This window comes from Mesorhizobium sp. M1006, from assembly GCF_040318825.1.
Lineage (GTDB): Bacteria > Pseudomonadota > Alphaproteobacteria > Rhizobiales > Rhizobiaceae > Mesorhizobium.
This window is the reverse complement of the sequence record NZ_JAMYMZ010000001.1, coordinates 74200-90851: the sequence shown is the minus strand read 5'-3', so window position 1 is coordinate 90851 and position 16652 is coordinate 74200. Positions and strand designations below refer to the sequence as shown.

At 64.2% G+C, this 16652-nt stretch carries 11 protein-coding genes; 2 read left to right on the top strand and 9 right to left on the bottom strand.

Going from position 1 to position 16652, the window contains the following annotated elements; all coding sequences use genetic code 11:
- Nucleotides 1–5 precede the first annotated feature (5 nt).
- The 5 genes from NKH60_RS00420 to NKH60_RS00400 form a co-directional block, all read right to left on the bottom strand.
- Nucleotides 6–2480 (bottom strand): GcvT family protein, encoded by a 2475-nt coding sequence (locus NKH60_RS00420; RefSeq protein WP_352870836.1) that lies wholly within the window; start codon nucleotides 2478–2480, stop codon nucleotides 6–8.
- Complete coding sequence (locus NKH60_RS00415; RefSeq protein WP_352831078.1) at nucleotides 2477–3658, bottom strand: pyridoxal phosphate-dependent aminotransferase; 1182 nt, start codon at nucleotides 3656–3658, stop codon at nucleotides 2477–2479. Before NKH60_RS00415 ends, NKH60_RS00420 begins: the two co-directional genes overlap by 4 nt.
- The gene (locus tag NKH60_RS00410; protein WP_352470270.1) at nucleotides 3658–4557 is read right to left on the bottom strand and encodes a homocysteine S-methyltransferase family protein; all 900 of its coding nucleotides are present in this window, start codon (nucleotides 4555–4557) and stop codon (nucleotides 3658–3660) included. The genes NKH60_RS00415 and NKH60_RS00410 overlap by 1 nt, the downstream gene beginning before the upstream one ends.
- Complete coding sequence (locus NKH60_RS00405) at nucleotides 4554–7007, bottom strand: GcvT family protein (RefSeq protein ID WP_352870834.1); 2454 nt, start codon at nucleotides 7005–7007, stop codon at nucleotides 4554–4556. Before NKH60_RS00405 ends, NKH60_RS00410 begins: the two co-directional genes overlap by 4 nt.
- Before the next feature lie 77 nt (nucleotides 7008–7084).
- Nucleotides 7085–7678, bottom strand: coding sequence for a helix-turn-helix domain-containing protein (locus NKH60_RS00400; RefSeq protein ID WP_352500968.1), 594 nt, complete (start codon nucleotides 7676–7678; stop codon nucleotides 7085–7087).
- Nucleotides 7679–7948: 270 nt separating this feature from the next.
- Between NKH60_RS00400 and NKH60_RS00395 the strand changes: the two genes are divergently transcribed.
- A complete protein-coding gene (locus NKH60_RS00395; protein ID WP_352500967.1) occupies nucleotides 7949–8647 on the top strand; it encodes a nitroreductase in 699 nt (232 codons plus the stop codon).
- Between the two features lie 19 nt (nucleotides 8648–8666).
- Here NKH60_RS00395 and NKH60_RS00390 read toward each other — a convergent pair whose 3' ends face one another.
- From NKH60_RS00390 to NKH60_RS00375, 4 genes are all read right to left on the bottom strand, one after another.
- Nucleotides 8667–9254: a sarcosine oxidase subunit gamma gene (locus NKH60_RS00390; RefSeq protein WP_352452120.1), complete on the bottom strand. Its 588-nt coding sequence runs from the start codon at nucleotides 9252–9254 to the stop codon at nucleotides 8667–8669.
- On the bottom strand, nucleotides 9247–12243 hold the full coding sequence (locus NKH60_RS00385) for a sarcosine oxidase subunit alpha (protein ID WP_352831074.1): 2997 nt from the start codon (nucleotides 12241–12243) through the stop codon (nucleotides 9247–9249). Before NKH60_RS00385 ends, NKH60_RS00390 begins: the two co-directional genes overlap by 8 nt.
- On the bottom strand, nucleotides 12240–12536 hold the full coding sequence (locus tag NKH60_RS00380; protein WP_023676536.1) for a sarcosine oxidase subunit delta: 297 nt from the start codon (nucleotides 12534–12536) through the stop codon (nucleotides 12240–12242). Before NKH60_RS00380 ends, NKH60_RS00385 begins: the two co-directional genes overlap by 4 nt.
- A 70-nt stretch (nucleotides 12537–12606) precedes the next feature.
- Nucleotides 12607–13866, bottom strand: coding sequence for a sarcosine oxidase subunit beta (locus NKH60_RS00375; protein WP_352831280.1), 1260 nt, complete (start codon nucleotides 13864–13866; stop codon nucleotides 12607–12609).
- A gap of 231 nt (nucleotides 13867–14097) precedes the next feature.
- Between NKH60_RS00375 and NKH60_RS00370 the strand changes: the two genes are divergently transcribed.
- Nucleotides 14098–16587 carry a mechanosensitive ion channel family protein gene (locus NKH60_RS00370; protein WP_352831072.1) on the top strand — a complete coding sequence of 830 codons (2490 nt, stop codon included), beginning with the start codon at nucleotides 14098–14100 and terminating at the stop codon, nucleotides 16585–16587.
- Nucleotides 16588–16652: the final 65 nt, after the last annotated feature.

The window sequence follows — 16652 nt, the reverse complement described above, 5'->3', positions numbered from 1 at the left end:
GTGCGCTACATCCGCACCCGTTCCGCCTTCGGATCGTACATCGGCTTGAGCGAGGCCTCGGCGGCAAAGCGCTCGCCGGCGATCTCGATCTCGTAGGACGACGACAGGACATCCGCCTCGCTCTCGCCCTGGCACGGCACGTAACCAAGCCCGATCGCGCCGCCGAGATGATGGCCGTAATTGCCCGAGGTGATCGGACCGACGATCTTGCCGTCGCGCAGGATCGCCTCATTGTGGAAGAGCAGCGGCTCGGTGTCGTTCAGGCGGAACTGCACCAGCCGGCGTGACAAGCCGGTTTCTTTCTTCTTCAGCACCGCATCGCGGCCGAGGAAGTCTCCCTTGGCGGTCTTCACCGCGAAACCCAGCCCGGCCTCCAGCACATTGTCCTCGTCGGTGATGTCGTGGCCGAAATGCCTGAACGCCTTTTCGATGCGGCAGGAATCCAGTGTGTGCAGGCCGCATAGCTTCAGGCCGACGTCGGCGCCGGCTTCTTGTATCGCCTCGAAGACGTGGGCGGCCTGGTCGGTCGAGACATAAAGCTCCCAGCCGAGCTCGCCGACATAGGTGACGCGGTGGGCGCGGGCCAGGCCCATGCCGATTTCGATCTCCTGAAACGTGCCGAACGGATTGTTCCCGTTGGAGAAATCGTTGGGGCTGACCTTTTGGATCAGCTTCCTCGAATCCGGGCCCATCAGGCAAAGCACGGCTTCGGCAGCGGTCACATCGGTGATGACGACGAACTCGTCGGCAAGGTGTTTTCGCAGCCAGGCCAGGTCGCGCTGCAGCGTGGCGCCGGGCACGACGAGCAAGAAGGCTGTTTCGGACAATCGCGAGACGGTGAGGTCGCTCTCGATGCCGCCGCGCTGGTTGAGCATCTGGGTGTAGACGATCTTGCCCGGCGTCACGTCCATGTCGTTGGCGCAGAGCCTTTGCAGGAAGGCGCAGGCGTCGCGGCCCTCGACGCGGATCTTGCCGAACGAGGTCATGTCGAACAGGCCGACGCCGTTTCGGACCGCCAGATGCTCCTCGCGCTGGTTGTCGAACCAGTTCTGCCGTTTCCAGGAATAGCGGTATTCGCGCTCCTGGCCCTCCCGCGCAAACCAGTTGGCGCGCTCCCAGCCGGCGACCTCGCCGAACACCGCGCCGCGCGCCTTCAGATGTTCGTGCAGCGGCGAGCGGCGGACGTTTCGCGAGGTTGCCATCTGCCGGTACGGAAAATGATCGGCATAGAGCAGGCCGAGCGTTTCGGAGACGCGCTCCTTGAGATAGCGGCGGTTCTTCTGGAACGGCTGGGCGCGGCGGATGTCGACCTCCCAGAGGTCGAAGGGCGCCTCGCCGTCATTGATCCATTGCGCCAGCGCCATGCCGGCGCCGCCGGAGGAGACGATGCCGATCGAATTGTAGCCGGTCGCCATCCAGTAGCCGGAAAGCTCCGGCGCCTCGCCGAGATAATAGCGGTCGTCGGGGGTAAAACTCTCGGGGCCGTTGAAGAAGGTGTGGATGCCGGCGGTGGCCAGCATCGGCATGCGGTTGACGCCCATTTCCAGGATCGGCTCGAAATGGTCCATGTCCTGCGGCAACTGGTCGAAGCAGAAATCCTCGCTTATGCCGTTCATGCCCCAGGGCTTGGCCACCGGCTCGAACGCGCCGAGCATCATCTTGCCGACATCTTCCTTGTAGTAGGCGCACTCGTCCGGCACGCGCAGCACCGGCAAGCGGGAAAGGCCGGGGATCGGTTCCGTGACGAGATAGAAATGTTCGCAGGCGTGCAACGGGATGGTGACGCCGTTCCGGGCGCCAAGTTCGCGTGCCCACATGCCGGCGCAGTTGACGACGATATCGGCCTCGATCAGGCCTTGCTCGTCGCCCTGCACCCAGGAAACGCCGGTGACGCGGCCGGCCCTGGTATGCACCTTGGTCACCTTGACGTTCTCGACGATCGTCGCCCCGCGCTGGCGCGCGCCCTTGGCCAACGCCATGGCGATATTGGCCGGGTCGCACTGGCCGTCGAGCGGCAGATGCACGGCGCCGACCACATCGGAAACATTGAGATGCGGGTACATCTGCTTGACTTCGTTGGGCGAAATCTCGCGAACATCGATATCGAAGGCGCGGGCGAGAGATGCCTGCCGATAGATCTCGTGCTTGCGCTCCTCGGTCAGCGCCACCGTGATCGAGCCGACCTGGCGCATGCCGGTGCCGACATCGGTCTCGGCCTCCAGCTTGACGTAGAGGTCGGCCGAGTATTTCGCCAGCCGCGTCATGTTCTGCGAGCCGCGCAGCTGGCCGATCAGGCCGGCGGCGTGCCATGTCGTGCCCGACGTCAGCTGCTTGCGCTCGAGCAGCACGATATCGGTCCAGCCGAGCTTGGCCAGATGATAGGCGACCGAGCAGCCGGAGACGCCGCCACCGATGATGACCGCCCTCGCTTTGGGAGGAATGACCTTGGTCGGAATGGTTTTGGTGGGCGAGGCGTTCATGCGGCCTCGCGACCATAGCTGGAGGCAAAGCGGCGCAGGCGCGTGGCAGCCTCCATCAGTACCGGCTCAGGCTGGCAGAGGCTGAAGCGGATGTGGCCGGCGGCGGCCTCGCCGAAGCTCGAGCCGGGCATGACGCCGACATTTTCCTGGTCGAGGAAGGCCCAGGCGAATTTTTCGTCGTCCGGCTCGATCGCCGATATGTCGAGCATGACGTACATGCCGCCTTCGGAGCCGCGCACGGTGATGTTGTTCATGCCGCGCATGGCATCGAGGACGACGGTGCGCCTCGCGGCGTAGCGCTCGGCGATTTCCTTGACGCCGTAGCCATTTTCGAGCGCCTCGGCGCAGGCGAGGCTGATGAAGGCCGGCAGGCCGTAGGTCATCACCAGATTGAGGTCGGTCAACAGCGAGACCATCGATTCCGGCCCGGTCAGCCAGCCCATGCGCCAGCCGGTCATGCCGTGGCTCTTGGACATCGAATTGATGACCAGCGTGCGTTCCGCCATGCCGGGCAGCGAGCGTGGTGAGACGTGCTCGCCGCCGCCCAGCGTCCAGTAGACCTCGTCCGACAGCAGCCAGAGGTCATGTTCGCGGCAGATCTGCGCCAGCTCTTCCAGGCGCTCGCGCGAATAGACGGCGCCCGTGGGATTGTTCGGCGTGTTGATCAGGATGGCGCGGGTGTTCGGCCGGAGGGCGGCGCGGATGTCGGCGGCGCGCGGCTGAAAGCCATCCTCGGCGGGGGTCTCGACGACGCTGAACTCGGCGCCCGCCGCACTGAAGGTGTTGGGATAGGTGGCGTAATAGGGCGCGACGACGATGGCATGGTCGCCCTGGTCGAGAACCGCTTGAATGGCCGCGTAAAGCGCGGCCTGCCCGCCCGGAGTGGCGATGACCTGGTTGGGGCTGGTCGCAACCCCGGTGCACCGCGTCGAGGCCGCCGCCATCGCCTTGCGCAGGCGTGGAACGCCGGCAAGCGGCGTGTAGTGGTGATTGCTGGCGCGAACCGCCGTCACGCAGGCTTCGATCGTCTCGCTCGGCGTGTCGAAATCATGGTCGCCGACCGACAGCATGATGATGTCCTCGCCGGCCTGCTTGCGCGCCCAGGCAGCGGAATGAACCTCCCAGCCATCCTTGCCCGAAGGCACGATGCCGGAAATGCGCGAAGATGGCTTGGGCATTATGCTGCTCCCGAAATTTCATAACCGGCCTGTTCGAGCCGGTCGCGCAGCGCGGCGATGTGGGCCGGTCCGACTTCGCAGCAGCCGCCGACAATGCCGGCGCCGGCCTCGACCCAATCGACCGCCTGGCCGGCATAGGCATCCGGATCGAGGTCGTGGCGGGCGTGCAGCACTTCCACCGTACCGCCATGCTTGAGCGCCTCAATCGAGGTGAAGCCGTTGGCATAAGCGCCGACCGGACCGCCGAGAGCGATCAGTTCGGGCAGCGCTGCAGCGATCGCTTCGGGCCGGCAGCAATTGATCAGCCGGGCCGCGACGGGCAGGCCGGCAAGAGCGCCCGCCGCCGCCGCAATGGCTTCGCCGCTGCGCAGGCGCGGCGTGCCGTGGTCGGCAAGCGTCCACGACACCCATACGGGCTTGCCGCTTTCCGACGCCGCGGTGACGGCGGCGCGCGCCTCTTCGGCCGACGCCATGGTTTCGCACAGAAACAGATCGACGCCGCCCGCCTGCTCGGCAACGATACGGCGATAGATGTCGAGCGTATCCTGGAAGGATATCGTCAGCGCCGGCGCATAGCTGCCGAACAGCGGCGACAGGCAGCCGGCGATCGCCGCGTCGCCAGCCTGGTCGCGGGCTTGCCTTGCCAGTTCGATGCCGCGCTTCTGCAGGGGCTTGAACAGCTCTTGCGCGCCTTCGCGTGCCAGCCGTTCCGGCGTGGCTGAATAGGTGTTGATGGTGATGACGCGGGCGCCGGCGCGGATGAATTCCGCATGCAGGTCGCGCACCAGATCCGGTTCGTCGATCAGCACCCTGGCCGACCACAGCGGCGTCGGCTCGGAACTGCTACGGCGGACCAGCTCCTGGCCCATGCCGCCATCGGTGAGGATAACAGTCTTCATGCTCTGAGCCTCTCGTTCTTTGGATCCCATAACGGCTCATCCCTCTGCACGACCGCCCGAAAACGTTCGCCGAAGATCTCGATCTCGACCGCGGTTCCCGGCTCGGTGAGGTCGGCGCGCAGCATGCCGAGCGCGATCGACCTGTCGATGCGATGACCCCAGCCGCCGGATGTCGTCTCGCCGACGATCCGGCCGTCATGCCACAGCGTCGACATGGTGGGCGCATCGCAGTCGCCGGGGTTTTCGACGACCAGCGTGACGAAGCGTTTCTTTACGCCCTGCTGCTTCTCGTTCTGCAGCGCCGCCTTGCCTCGGAAGTCGGGCTTGTCCCATCTGACGAAGCGCTCCAGCCCGCCCTGCAGGATCGAATAGTCGGTCGACAGGTCACCCTTCCAGGTGCGGTAACCTTTTTCGAGCCGCAGCGAATCCAGCGCGTACATGCCGAACGGTTTCAGGCCGTGCTTCTGGCCAGCTGCCCAGAGGGCGTCGAAGATGGCTGCGGTATCGTCGACCTTGCTGTGGACTTCCCAGCCGAGCTCACCCGCGAAGGACACGCGCACCAGCTTTGCCCAACGTCCGGCGATACTGGTTTCCTGATGCGTCAGCCAGGGCAGGGTGAGGTCGGCCGCGCAGAGTTCGGCGAGGATTTTTCGCGAGTTGGGGCCGGCGAGGATCTGGGTGGAGTATTCCTCCGTCCGGTCGACCAGCTTGAAAGTGGCGTCCTTCGGGATGCGCGATTTCAGCCATTCGAAATCATGCCACTGAGCCACCGCGGCGGTGATCAGCGTCATCAGGTTCTCGTCGTGGCGGACCACCGACATTTCGGTGACGATGCGGCCCTTGTCGTCGGCAAAATAGACGAGGCCGATGCGGCCGGGTTTCGGCACCAGGCCTGTCACCTGGAGGCTCAGCCATTCGGCGGCACCCGGACCATCGAGATTGAAACGGGAAAACCCCGGCAGGTCCAGAATGCCGGCGGCATCGCGGACGGCGATGCATTCCTCGCGCACACGATGCTGCCACGGCCCGTCGCGGCGGAAGGTCAGCGTGGATTCTTCGGAGATGTCGTCGCCTGGCTTGGCATACCAGGTGGCGCGTTCCCAGCCATTATAAGCGTCGAACCGAGCGCCGAGTGCCTTGATGCGGTCGTGGAGCGGCGACAGCTTGCGGTCGCGCCTGGCCGGCCAGGCATGGCGCGGGAACTGGATGGCATATTCGTTGCCGTAGATCTCCATGCCCTTGGCGACGCAATAATCCGGGGCCGAGGCAAAGGCGGTGAAACGGCGCGGATCGCACGACCACATGTCCCATTCGGTCTGGCCCTCGGTCACCCATTCGGCCAGCACCTTGCCGGCGCCGCCGCCCTGGGCGATGCCGAAGGTAAAGACGCAGGCCTCGAAGGCGTTGGGCACGCCGGGCATCGGCCCGATCAGAGGGTTGCCGTCCGGCGCATAGGGGATCGGCCCGTTGATGACCTTGGACAGGCCGGCGGTGCCGAGGATCGGCACGCGGGCGACAGCATCGGCCAGGTAATGTTCCAGCCGGTCGAGATCGTCGGGAAACAGCTGGAACGAAAAGTCGTCGGGCATCGGGTCGTTGTGGCCGACCCAGTGGGCGCGGCAATTGCGCTCATAGGGGCCGAGGTTCATGCCGTTCTTTTCCTGGCGCAGATAATAGGACGTATCGACGTCGCGCAGCAGCGGCAGCTTCTTGCCCTGTTCCTTCGACCACGCCGCCAGTTCGGGGATTTCCTCGAACAGGATATATTGATGGCTCATCACCATCATTGGCACCTCGCGGCCGAACATCCTGCCGACCTCGGCGGCGCGGTAGCCGGCGGCGTTGACGACGATCTCGCAGCGGATCTCGCCTTGCGCCGTCTCGACCACCCACTCGTGATTGTCTCGGCTCACGCCGGTGACCGGACAGAAGCGGATGATCTTCGCGCCCATGTCGCGCGCGCCCTTGGCCATTGCTTGGGTCAGTTGCGCGGGGTCGATATCGCCATCATTCGGATCGTAGAGCGCGCCTTTCAGCTCATGCGTCTCGATGAAGGGGTAACGGCGCTTGATCTCGTCGAGCCCGACCACGTCGATATCCATGCCCTGGTAGCGGCCCATGCCCTTGGCGCGCTGGAATTCCTGCATGCGCTCGATCGTATGGGCAAGACGCAGGGAACCGGTGACGTGGTAGTTCATGGGATAGCCGACCTCGTCGGCCAGCCGGCGATAGAGTTCGGTCGAATATCGCTGCAGGTTCATCAGCGACCATGACGAGGAGAAAGTCGGCACGTTGCCGGCGGCATGCCAGGTCGAGCCGGAAGTCAGCTCGTTCTTCTCCAGAAGCACGCAGTCGGTCCAGCCCGCTTTGGCGAGATGATAGAGCGAGGAGGCGCCGACGGCACCGCCTCCGATGATCACCACGCGTGCCGTGGTCGGCAAACCGGCCATGTTCTTCTCCGACTATTTGTTTTGATGCATGTCGTTGTCCCAAAACCGCCACGCACTTTTGGGCGACATGCATTCGTTCAATAGACGGGCGGCGAAACCACCCAGATCACCACAGCCGGTTCCGCTCCAGGATTGCGCCAGCGGAACGGCTTGCCGTCGAAGCGAAAGGAATCGCCTTCGCCAAGCCGGTGCCAGACGCCGGCAATTTCGATGTCGAAACTGCCGGAAGCGACGTAGCCGGCTTCCTCGGTCGGCCGGCGCGACTCGGTCTGCAGCTCGGCACCCGGGGCGAAGACCGAACGCAGCATCTCGAAGCTACCGCCGAGATCGGGCGACAGAAGCTCCTCCACCAGGCCGGAATCGCTTGTGCCAAGCGTGCGCCGGTTGCCGGCGCGCACGACCACGCCGCGCTCGGTCTCGACAGGTACGTCATGGCTGAAGAACAGGCTGACCGGCACGCCGAACAATTCGGCGAAGGCCCTGAGATCGCCGAGCGACGGGACCGACAGACCGCGCTCGACCTGGCTGACCCAGCCGACGGAACGGCCGAGCTTCAGTGCGATTTCGGCAAGCGTCAGGCCGCGCGCCTTGCGCAACGCGCGAATGTCGCCGGCCAGCAGCCGTTCGCCGCTGTCCTGTTCCGATCTGGCGGCGGTTGAGGGCAAAGCCATCCCTGTCTTGGTGAAAAATTCCCAGCAAATTTCATTTGATGGCGGGTTCATGAAAAAATCAAGAGGATTTTCACGAAATCACAAGATTTACTTGCGCCATTTTGACGGTTCGGGCAAAGGCTCGGCGCACGAGCGGCGAGTGGGGCGTCCGGTCGAGGCGGGTAGGCTATCGGGCGTTCAAAAAGACGCGCAAGGATGCTCCATCACTTCTAGTCGGCGCATGATCCTTCCGGAAAATCGGGTTCGGGATCATACGCAAAAGGACGGCCCATGCTGGAAAACAACTCCCGGATTGCGGCGGCGATCGTCGATGACGCGATCACCTCGCGGCGGTCGGTACGCGCCTTCTTGCCCGATATGGTCGACGACGAGACCATCCGCGATATTCTCGCCGTTTCCGCGCGCGCGCCCTCAGGCACCAATATGCAACCCTGGAAGGTCTATGTGACCAAGGGCGAGGTCAAGCAGCGCATCACCGACGCCATCCTCAGCTCGGGCATCCGCGCCGAAAAGGCCGAGTGGGACGAGTACCGCTACTATCCCGACCAGTTCTTCGAACCCTATCTGACGCGACGGCGGGCCAACGGCTTCGGCCTCTACGGCGTGCTCGGCATCGGCCGGCGCGAGGTCGACAGGATGCGTGCGCAGCACGACCGCAACTTCGTCTTCTTCGACGCCCCGGTCGGCATGATCTTCACCGTCGACCGGCGGCTGAACAAGGGGTCGTGGATCGACTACGGCATGTTCCTGCAAAACATCATGGTCGCCGCGCGGGGCAGGGGCCTGCACACCTGTCCGCAAGCCGCCTTCGCGCCCTATCACCGGCAGATCAGGCCGGTGCTCAACATTCCCGACGAGGAGATCGTCGTCTGCGGCATGGCGCTCGGCCATGAGGATACGTCCAAGCCCGAAAATGCCTTCCGCACCGACCGCGCGCCGCTGGAAGAGTGGGTGACGTTCGCGGAGTGACGTGAAGCGCCGTCCGGCTCTACTGCACTTCGTAGCCGACTTCCTCGCTCGCATGGCAGAGCGCTTTCCAGAACGAGCGGGCAAACGAGCGGAACACATAGATGTCGAACTGATCGGCGCCGGTGCGCTGGATTTGCGCGAAGATGTCGTGATGCATGGTCGAGCGGCCGGCGCCGATCGGGAAGGCCGGCAGCGCGAAGTCGATTGCGAAGAATTTCGCCAGCACCCACTCGGCCTTCGGCCCGGCGATACGGATCGCGGTGCGGCCGTGCGAAAGGTCGGTCACCGTACCGATGGCCGAAGTGACGACATCGGCAAAGGCCGGCGCCAATCCCTCGGCTTCATCGACCACAGTGAACTTTCCCGGCGCAAAGCCGAACACCGACCTGGCGCCGTTCGTCACACCGCCACCGGCGCCGTCGGGCAAAGCCAAGCCGGTGACCGCATGGATGCCGGCCATCAACGTCTTCTCCTCGCCAGGCCAGGCGGCGAGCTGCAGGATCGAACCCGGCCTGGTTTCGGAGAGGATGATTTCGACACCGTGCTCGAAATTGCCATGCGAGCCCGGATGCAGCACCGGCTCAAGCGGTGATTGGCGCTCAACCATGCATGCGGCTCCCGTCCGGATCGAAGAAATGGTTGGAGACGATCTCGACCGGCCCGAACCGGTTGCGCAGCGGGTCGGAAACGTAGGCACGCGAGCCGCGCCGCGCCTTGCCGCCCTTGACCAGGGCAAGCGCGATATATTTGCCGAGCGCCGGCGAATAGCAGCAGGCGGTGATATGGCCAAGCGAGCCGTGCGGATTGGCTTCGTCAAGCTCCTCGACGATGTGTGCGCCGCCATTGAGCGGCTGGTTGTCGAGCGAAACAATACCGACGAGTTCCAGGCGGTCGGGTGCGATCAGCCCCTCGCGATCCATCATCGCCGAGCCGATGAACGACTTCTTCTTCGACAGCATCCAGTCGAGATGCAGGTCGCGTGCCGTGGTACGGCCGTCGATCTCGGCACCGGTGACGTGGCCTTTCTCGATGCGCATGGTGCCCAGCGCCTCCAGCCCGTAGGTCACCAGCCCGAACGGCTTGCCGGCTTCGATCAGCGCCTCCCAGACATGGGTGCCGTAGCCGGCGCCGGAATAGACCTCGAAGGCCATTTCGCCGGAGAAGGACAGCCGGCAGATCATCACCGGCACGCCGGCGATTTCGCCGTGGACGATGCCCATGAAGGGCAGGGCGGCATTGTCGACGGCGGTGCCGCTGACGCAAGCAGCCAGTAGCTGCCTTGCCTTCGGCCCACCGATGGCGGCACCGGCCCATTGGTCGGTGACCGAGGCGACGTGGACTTTCAGCTCCGGCCAGATCACGTCGAGGAAATATTCCAGATGCTGCATCACCTTGCCGGCATTGGCGGTGGTGGTGGTCATCAGGAAATCCTGCTCGCCGAGCCGCCATGTGGTGCCGTCGTCAAAGGCGAGACCGTCCTCGCGCAGCATCAGCCCATAACGCGCCTTGCCGACGGCCAGCGTCGAAAACACGTTGGTGTAGACGCGGTCGAGGAATTCCGCCGCGTCGGGGCCTTGCACCGCGATCTTGCCCAGTGTCGAGACATCGACGATGCCGGCGCTCTCGCGCGTGGCTCTCGCTTCGCGCACATAGGCCTGCTCGATCGTCTCGCCGGGATGGCCGTAGATCATCGGCCGATACCACAGGCCGGCCGAATACATGGTGGCGCCGTTGGCGACGTGCCAGTCATGCATCGGCGTCAGCCGCTCGGGCTTCAGATCGCCGAAGCGTTCGGCGGCTAGCGAGCCGATCGATACCGCCGAAAAGGGCGGGCGAAAGCGCGTCGTGCCGACCTCTGGGATCGGCTTGCCGAGCGCCTCGGCCATGATGGCGAGGCCGGGTATGTTGGAGCTCTTGCCCTGGTCGGTTGCCATGCCGAGCGTGGTGTAGCGCTTCAGATGCTCGACCGAGACGAAGCCTTCGCGATGCGCCAGCCGCACGTCATCCGCCGTCACGTCATGCTGGAAGTCGACGAAACTCTTTCCCTTGGCCTTGATCTCGAGCACCGGCGCCGGATCGGGATCGCCAGGTGCTGCCTCGACGGCAGGCAAGGCCGCCGGCGTGGCGGTTGCGCCCGCTGCGGAAAGGCCGGCGGCGCGGCCTTCGGCGATCGCCTCGGCGGTGGAGAAACTGCCGGTGAAGGCGCCGGCGCCGATCCATTGCCGCGTCGTCGGCTTGGGCGGCAGGAACGCTTGCAATGCTTCGTTCCATTCCGCTCTCGCGCCGGCCTGGCTGGCCAGATGAATGGTCGGCGACCATCCGCCCGACATCAGCAGGCAATCGGCGTGGATGCTGCGCGCTTCGCCGGAAAGCGCGCCGTTGACCATGTCGAAGCGCTGCACCTTGAAGCCGGAAAGCGCCTTGCCGCCCTCGGTGGCGATTACCGCGTGGCCAGAAAGGATCTCGGCCTCCGCTTCGCCGGCCAGCTTGCGCATTTCGCTCGAAAGTTCTGGGCGCACGTCGACGATGGCGACGACGACGGCGCCGGCCTTCTTCAGCGCAAGCGCGGAGCGATAGGCGCTGTCATTGTTGGTGAACAGCGCGACCCTGTCGCCCGGCAGCACGCCATATTCATTGGCAAAACGCTCGGCAGCATGCGCCAGCATCACGCCTGGCCGATCGTTGCCCGGAAAGACCAGCGGACGCTCCAGGGAGCCGGTGGCCAGCACCACCGACTTGGCGCGGATCGTCCAATAGCGATGGCGCGGCTCGCCCTTGCCGGCCTTTTCCTTGTGGTCGGTGACACGTTCGAGCGCGGCAAGCGTGTTGCCGTCATAATAACCCCAGACAGTAGTGCGCGGCAAAAGGCGGATATTATCACGGCCTTCAAGCTGACCGGCGGCGCGCGCTGCCCAGTCGGCGGCCGGCATGCCATCGATCGTCTCGCGCGACCAATTGGCCGAGCCGCCGAAATGCGGCTCGAGCTCGGCCAGGATGACGCGTGCACCCTGATCGGCAGCCGCCCTGGCGGCCATCAGCCCCGCCGGGCCGGAGCCGACCACCAGCACATCGCAAAACGCGTTCATACGTTCGTAGCGCGCCGTATCGGGAGCCGTGCCTGCCTTGCCCAGGCCGGCGGCACGGCGGATGAAATGCTCACAGAACATCCAGAAGCGAGTGCCCTTCAGCGGACCGATCACCGGTCCCATGAAGGTTTTGTAGTAGAAGCCGGCCGACAAAAGCTTGCCGCCGAGCTGGTTCACGGCACTGACGTCCCAGGCAAGCGAAGGGAAGCGGTTCTGGCTGACTGCGGCCAGCCCGTCATAAATTTCGACCATTGTGGCGGGGATGTTCGGCTCGCGAACCTCGCCCCTCAACACTGTGACCAGCGCGTTCGGTTCCTCGACGCCGGCGGTCAGCACGCCGCGCGGGCGGTGATATTTGAACGAACGCCCAAACAGGGTGACGCCGTTGGCCAGCAGCGCCGAAGCCAGCGTGTCGCCGGCATGGCCGGTATAAGGCGCGCCGTCGAAGGTGAAACGGATGGTCCGCAGCCGGTCGATGCGGCCGCCGGCCTCGGTACGGCGCGGGCTCATGGCTTGTCCTCGGCCCGGTGCCGCGCAACCGAGTTGTGGTCGCCGCGCGCGAACGCGGTGCTGGAGATCTCGTGCGTTAGCGTATTGCGCACGACCCTGAGATGGGCGCGGCAGCCGCCGGAATGCTGCCAGATCTCATTGTGGTCGCCGGCCGGGTTAAGCCGGTCGTAGACATAGGCGTTCCAGGCGTCGAGGTTCTGCGAGGCGGGCTGTGGGCGCTGGCGGTTGCCGTCGCCCTGATAGGTGAATTCGATCACGTCGCGCGGGCCGCAATAGGGGCAGGTGATGAGCATGGATCTCTTAAACTTCTCGTTTGACCATGATCTTGTCCGAAAACCGGTTTCCACTTTTCGGGATCATGGCCTAATGCAGCCGGGGCGTGGCGCCCTGGCCCTTGTCGTCGATCACCAGGCCACGGTAGAAGCGGTCGAGCGTGAAGGCCGCGTTGAGACCGTGCGGCTCGTCCTTGGCAATGGTCCAGGCAAAGCACCAGCCGGAAGCCGGCGTCGCCTTGAAGCCGCCATAGCACCAGCCGCAGTTGAGATACATGCCCGGCAGCGGACCGGTGGTGATGATTGGCGAGCCGTCCATCGACATGTCGCAGACGCCGCCCCATGAGCGCAGCATGCGGACACGGGCCAGCCCAGGGAACAGCGCCAGCATCTCGCTCATCACCTCATCGACGATAGGCAGGCTGCCGCGTTGGGCGTAGCTGTTGTAGCCGTCGAGATCGCCGCCATAGACAAGCCCGCCCTTGTCAGATTGCGACATATAAAAATGGCCCATGCCGAAGGTCAGGACCGTATCGATGAACGGTTTTAGCGATTCCGTGACGAAGGCCTGCAGCACGTGGCTCTCGATCGGCATCGTCTCGATGCCGGCAAGCCGCATGACCCGCCCGGTGCTGCCGGCAACCGCGACCGCTACCTTTTTTGCGCGGATTTCGCCGCGCGTTGTCGTGACGCCGATGATGCGGTCGCCGTCGCGCAGGAAGCCGGTGACCTCGCAATTTTCGATGATGTCGACGCCGCGGCGATCTGCGCCGCGCGCATAGCCCCAGGCGACGGCGTCGTGGCGGGCGGTGCCGGCGCGCCGCTGCATCAGGCCACCGACGATCGGGAAACGCGCGGTGGCGGAGACGTCGAGCGCCGGCACCAGGCGCGCGATTTCGGCCGTGGTCATCAGTTCGGCGTCAACGCCGAGATGGCGCATGGCGTTTCCGCGCCGGGCATAGTCGTCGAACTGAGCAGGTGTGTGGGCGAGGTTCAGGCAGCCGCGCTGCGAGAACATGACGTTGTAGTTGAGGTCATGGGCCAGGTTCTCCCACAGCTTCATCGAATGCTCGTAAAAGCGCGTGTTGGCCGGCAGGAGATAGTTGGAACGGACCGCCGTGGTGTTGCGGCCGACATTGCCGGAACCGAGCCAGCCCTTCTCCAGCACCGCGACATTGGTGATGCCGTGCTCCTTGGCTAGGTAGTAGGCGGTCGACAGGCCATGGCCGCCGCCGCCGATGACGATCACGTCGTAGGACGCCTTCGGGTCGGGCTTGCGCCAGGCCGGCCTCCAGTCCTTGTTTCCGGTCAGCGCGTTCTTGAGAAGCGAAAAGGCCGAATATTCCGCCATTCTTATTGTCATCCATTTCAGGCTTTGCGGCAGACTATAGAGCAGGCCGCCAACGCAAAGCCAAGATTGCGCCATCGCTTTTCGACTCCCCGACTTCGACTGGATTGGCCGACTTCGATTGGCGGACTTCGAAAACGAGCCGCCTGGCATGACTTGCCCCGTGATATGAGCGTCTTTATCAAGGACGTGCTTCAAAACTGCCGCTGCCGTCCGCGAGTCGCCAGAAAAATCATGTTCTTTCGTTTACTCCGCCTGGTCCTGATCGCTGCACTTGTTGTCTCGGCGCCGCCGTCGCTCGTTACTATGGCGCAGGCACTCGGGCAGGGCGCCGCCGGGTTGATCGCCGACCAGCAGAAGGTCATCCAGAGCCTGACGGCCAAAACCGACGGTCTCGAGAAGAAGATACAGCAGGATGGCCAAGACGATGCCACCCTCGTGGAAATCCGCCTGCAATTGGAGGATCTGTCGCGGGCGGCGCTCACCAGCGCGCTGGCGTTCCGCTCGCGTCTCGGCGATATCAACGATCGGATCGAGACGCTGGGACCTCCGCCGGCCGCGGGCCAGCCGGCCGAGCCCGACATCGTGACCGGTGAACGCCAGGCGCTGGCTTCCGAAAAAGCCGAGATTAACGCCGTCATTGCCAGCGCGCAGAACCTGTCGATCCGCATCAGTGGGCTGATCGAGAAGATCGGCAACATGCGCAGCGAGCTGTTCCGCAATGTGCTTACCAAACGCTACGTGCTGTCCGATGCGCTTAGCCCCGAAGTCTTTTCCGACGCCAACGCTGAGTTTTCCGGCTTCTATAAGGCGGTGTCATCCTGGCTGAGCTTCGCCTTCAAGTTCAAGTTCCAGGCCATTCTTGCCGCGACTTTGATGGCGCTCGCATTCGCTGCAGTGCTTTTTATCGGCGGCCGACGCCTGTTCGGCCGCGTCTTCGAAGCGGATCCCTCCGTCGAGGACCCCTCCTATCTCAGCCGCCTGTCGGTGGCGTTCTGGTCGACGTTGCTGCCGACGCTGGCGGTCGGCGCCTTCCTTGTCTCGACGATCTTCTTCTTCGATTATTACAATGTTTTACGCGGTGACATCGGGATCTTCCTGAATTCGCTGGTTGCCGTTATCGCGGTGGTGTTCTGCGTCAACCGCCTGACCAACGCAGCGCTCGAGCCCCGACTGCCGAACTGGCGTTTGATCCCGGTCGAAACCGGCCCGGCGCGTTGGCTGGTGCGGCTGACGACCGCCATGGCTGTCGTCATCGGCAGCAACAACTTCCTGTCTGTCGTCAACGACAAGATGGGCTCGCCACTGTCGCTGACCATCGCCAGAAGCTTCATCGCCACCATCGTCGTCGGCATCATCCTGATCCTTATGGGCCTGCTGAAGCCGTTCAAGGCCCCCGACGGAAGCTGGCGCCCGTGGCCGGCGTGGCTGCGCTACACCGCCGTCGCGCTAGGCCTATTCACCATCGCATCGGCACTGCTTGGCTATATCGGCCTTGCAATTTTCGTCTCGCTGCAGGTCGTGGTCACCGGCACCATCCTGGTCACCGCCTATATCGGCTTCCTGTCGGCGCGAGCGATCGGCGAGGAAGGTGGTTTCGCCAAAACTTCGATCGGGCGCTGGCTAGCGGCCAATTCAAGCTACGAAGATGCCGCCCTCGACCAGCTCGGGCTTGTCGTCAGCGCCGCCATCAACATCATGATTGTGCTGGTGTTCCTGCCGCTGATCCTGTTGATGTGGGGCTTCCAGCCCGGCGACATCCAGGCCTGGGCCTACAAGCTGGCGACCGGCCTCACCGTCGGCTCGGTGACGATCTCGGTCACCGGCATTCTCACCGGCGTCGTCGTCTTCATCATTGGCTATTTCCTGACGCGCTGGTTCCAGGGCTGGCTCGACGGCTCGGTGATGGCGCGCGGCCGGGTCGACACCGGCGTGCGCAATTCGATCCGGCTGGCGGTCGGTTATGCCGGTGTCGCGGTCGCGGCACTGGTCGGCATCTCGGCGGCCGGTATCGACCTCTCCAATCTCGCGCTGGTCGCCGGCGCCCTGTCCCTCGGCATCGGTTTCGGCTTGCAGAATGTCGTCTCGAATTTCGTGTCGGGCCTGATCCTGTTGGCCGAGCGGCCGTTCAAGGTCGGCGACTGGATCGTCGCCGGCGACATCAGCGGCACGGTCAAGAAGATCAGCGTGCGCGCCACCGAGATCGAGACGTTCCAACGGCAATCGGTGATCCTGCCCAATTCAAACCTGATCAACAATGCGGTCGGCAACTGGACGCACCGCAACAAGCTCGGCCGCGTCGACATCAAGGTCGGCGTTGCCTATGGCAGCGACGTCAAGCACGTGCATGGCGTCCTGTTGGAGATCGCACGCAGCCATCCGCTGGTGCTGAAGAACCCGGAACCCTTTGTGCTGTTTTCCAATTTCGGCCCGGCCGCGCTCGAATTCGAGATCCGCGTATTCCTGGCAGACGTTCTTAGTGGCAATATCGTCCAGAACGACATCCGCTTTGCCATCTTCGATGTGTTCGCCGACCAGCATATCGAAATTCCGTCGACACCGCGCGCCGTCGTCGAGACCAAAAAGCACGAGGCGTGGCCGATCGACGACGACAAGATCGAAGTCGAATTCGCCGAGCGGGAACAAGCAAAAGCCCTAGCGGCGGTCGAGGCGAAACGTCTCGCCAAGTCGGGACGCAAGGTACGGAAGCCCGATCCTGACTAGCTGTTTGGAGCTTGCCTTCAAGCCTTCGGAAACCAATTGCGGCATGAATGCGGCATTCAGTTGCC

What these genes read in the sequence shown, in the direction of transcription:
- NKH60_RS00420 (WP_352870836.1), bottom strand. Translation starts at nt 2,480, where the DNA reads ATGAACGCCTCGCCCACCAAAACCATTCCGACCAAGGTCATTCCTCCC.
- NKH60_RS00415 (WP_352831078.1), bottom strand. Translation starts at nt 3,658, where the DNA reads ATGCCCAAGCCATCTTCGCGCATTTCCGGCATCGTGCCTTCGGGCAAG.
- NKH60_RS00410 (WP_352470270.1), bottom strand. Translation starts at nt 4,557, where the DNA reads ATGAAGACTGTTATCCTCACCGATGGCGGCATGGGCCAGGAGCTGGTC.
- NKH60_RS00405 (WP_352870834.1), bottom strand. Translation starts at nt 7,007, where the DNA reads ATGGCCGGTTTGCCGACCACGGCACGCGTGGTGATCATCGGAGGCGGT.
- NKH60_RS00400 (WP_352500968.1), bottom strand. Translation starts at nt 7,678, where the DNA reads ATGGCTTTGCCCTCAACCGCCGCCAGATCGGAACAGGACAGCGGCGAA.
- NKH60_RS00395 (WP_352500967.1), top strand. Translation starts at nt 7,949, where the DNA reads ATGCTGGAAAACAACTCCCGGATTGCGGCGGCGATCGTCGATGACGCG.
- NKH60_RS00390 (WP_352452120.1), bottom strand. Translation starts at nt 9,254, where the DNA reads ATGGTTGAGCGCCAATCACCGCTTGAGCCGGTGCTGCATCCGGGCTCG.
- NKH60_RS00385 (WP_352831074.1), bottom strand. Translation starts at nt 12,243, where the DNA reads ATGAGCCCGCGCCGTACCGAGGCCGGCGGCCGCATCGACCGGCTGCGG.
- NKH60_RS00380 (WP_023676536.1), bottom strand. Translation starts at nt 12,536, where the DNA reads ATGCTCATCACCTGCCCCTATTGCGGCCCGCGCGACGTGATCGAATTC.
- NKH60_RS00375 (WP_352831280.1), bottom strand. Translation starts at nt 13,866, where the DNA reads ATGGCGGAATATTCGGCCTTTTCGCTTCTCAAGAACGCGCTGACCGGA.
- NKH60_RS00370 (WP_352831072.1), top strand. Translation starts at nt 14,098, where the DNA reads ATGTTCTTTCGTTTACTCCGCCTGGTCCTGATCGCTGCACTTGTTGTC.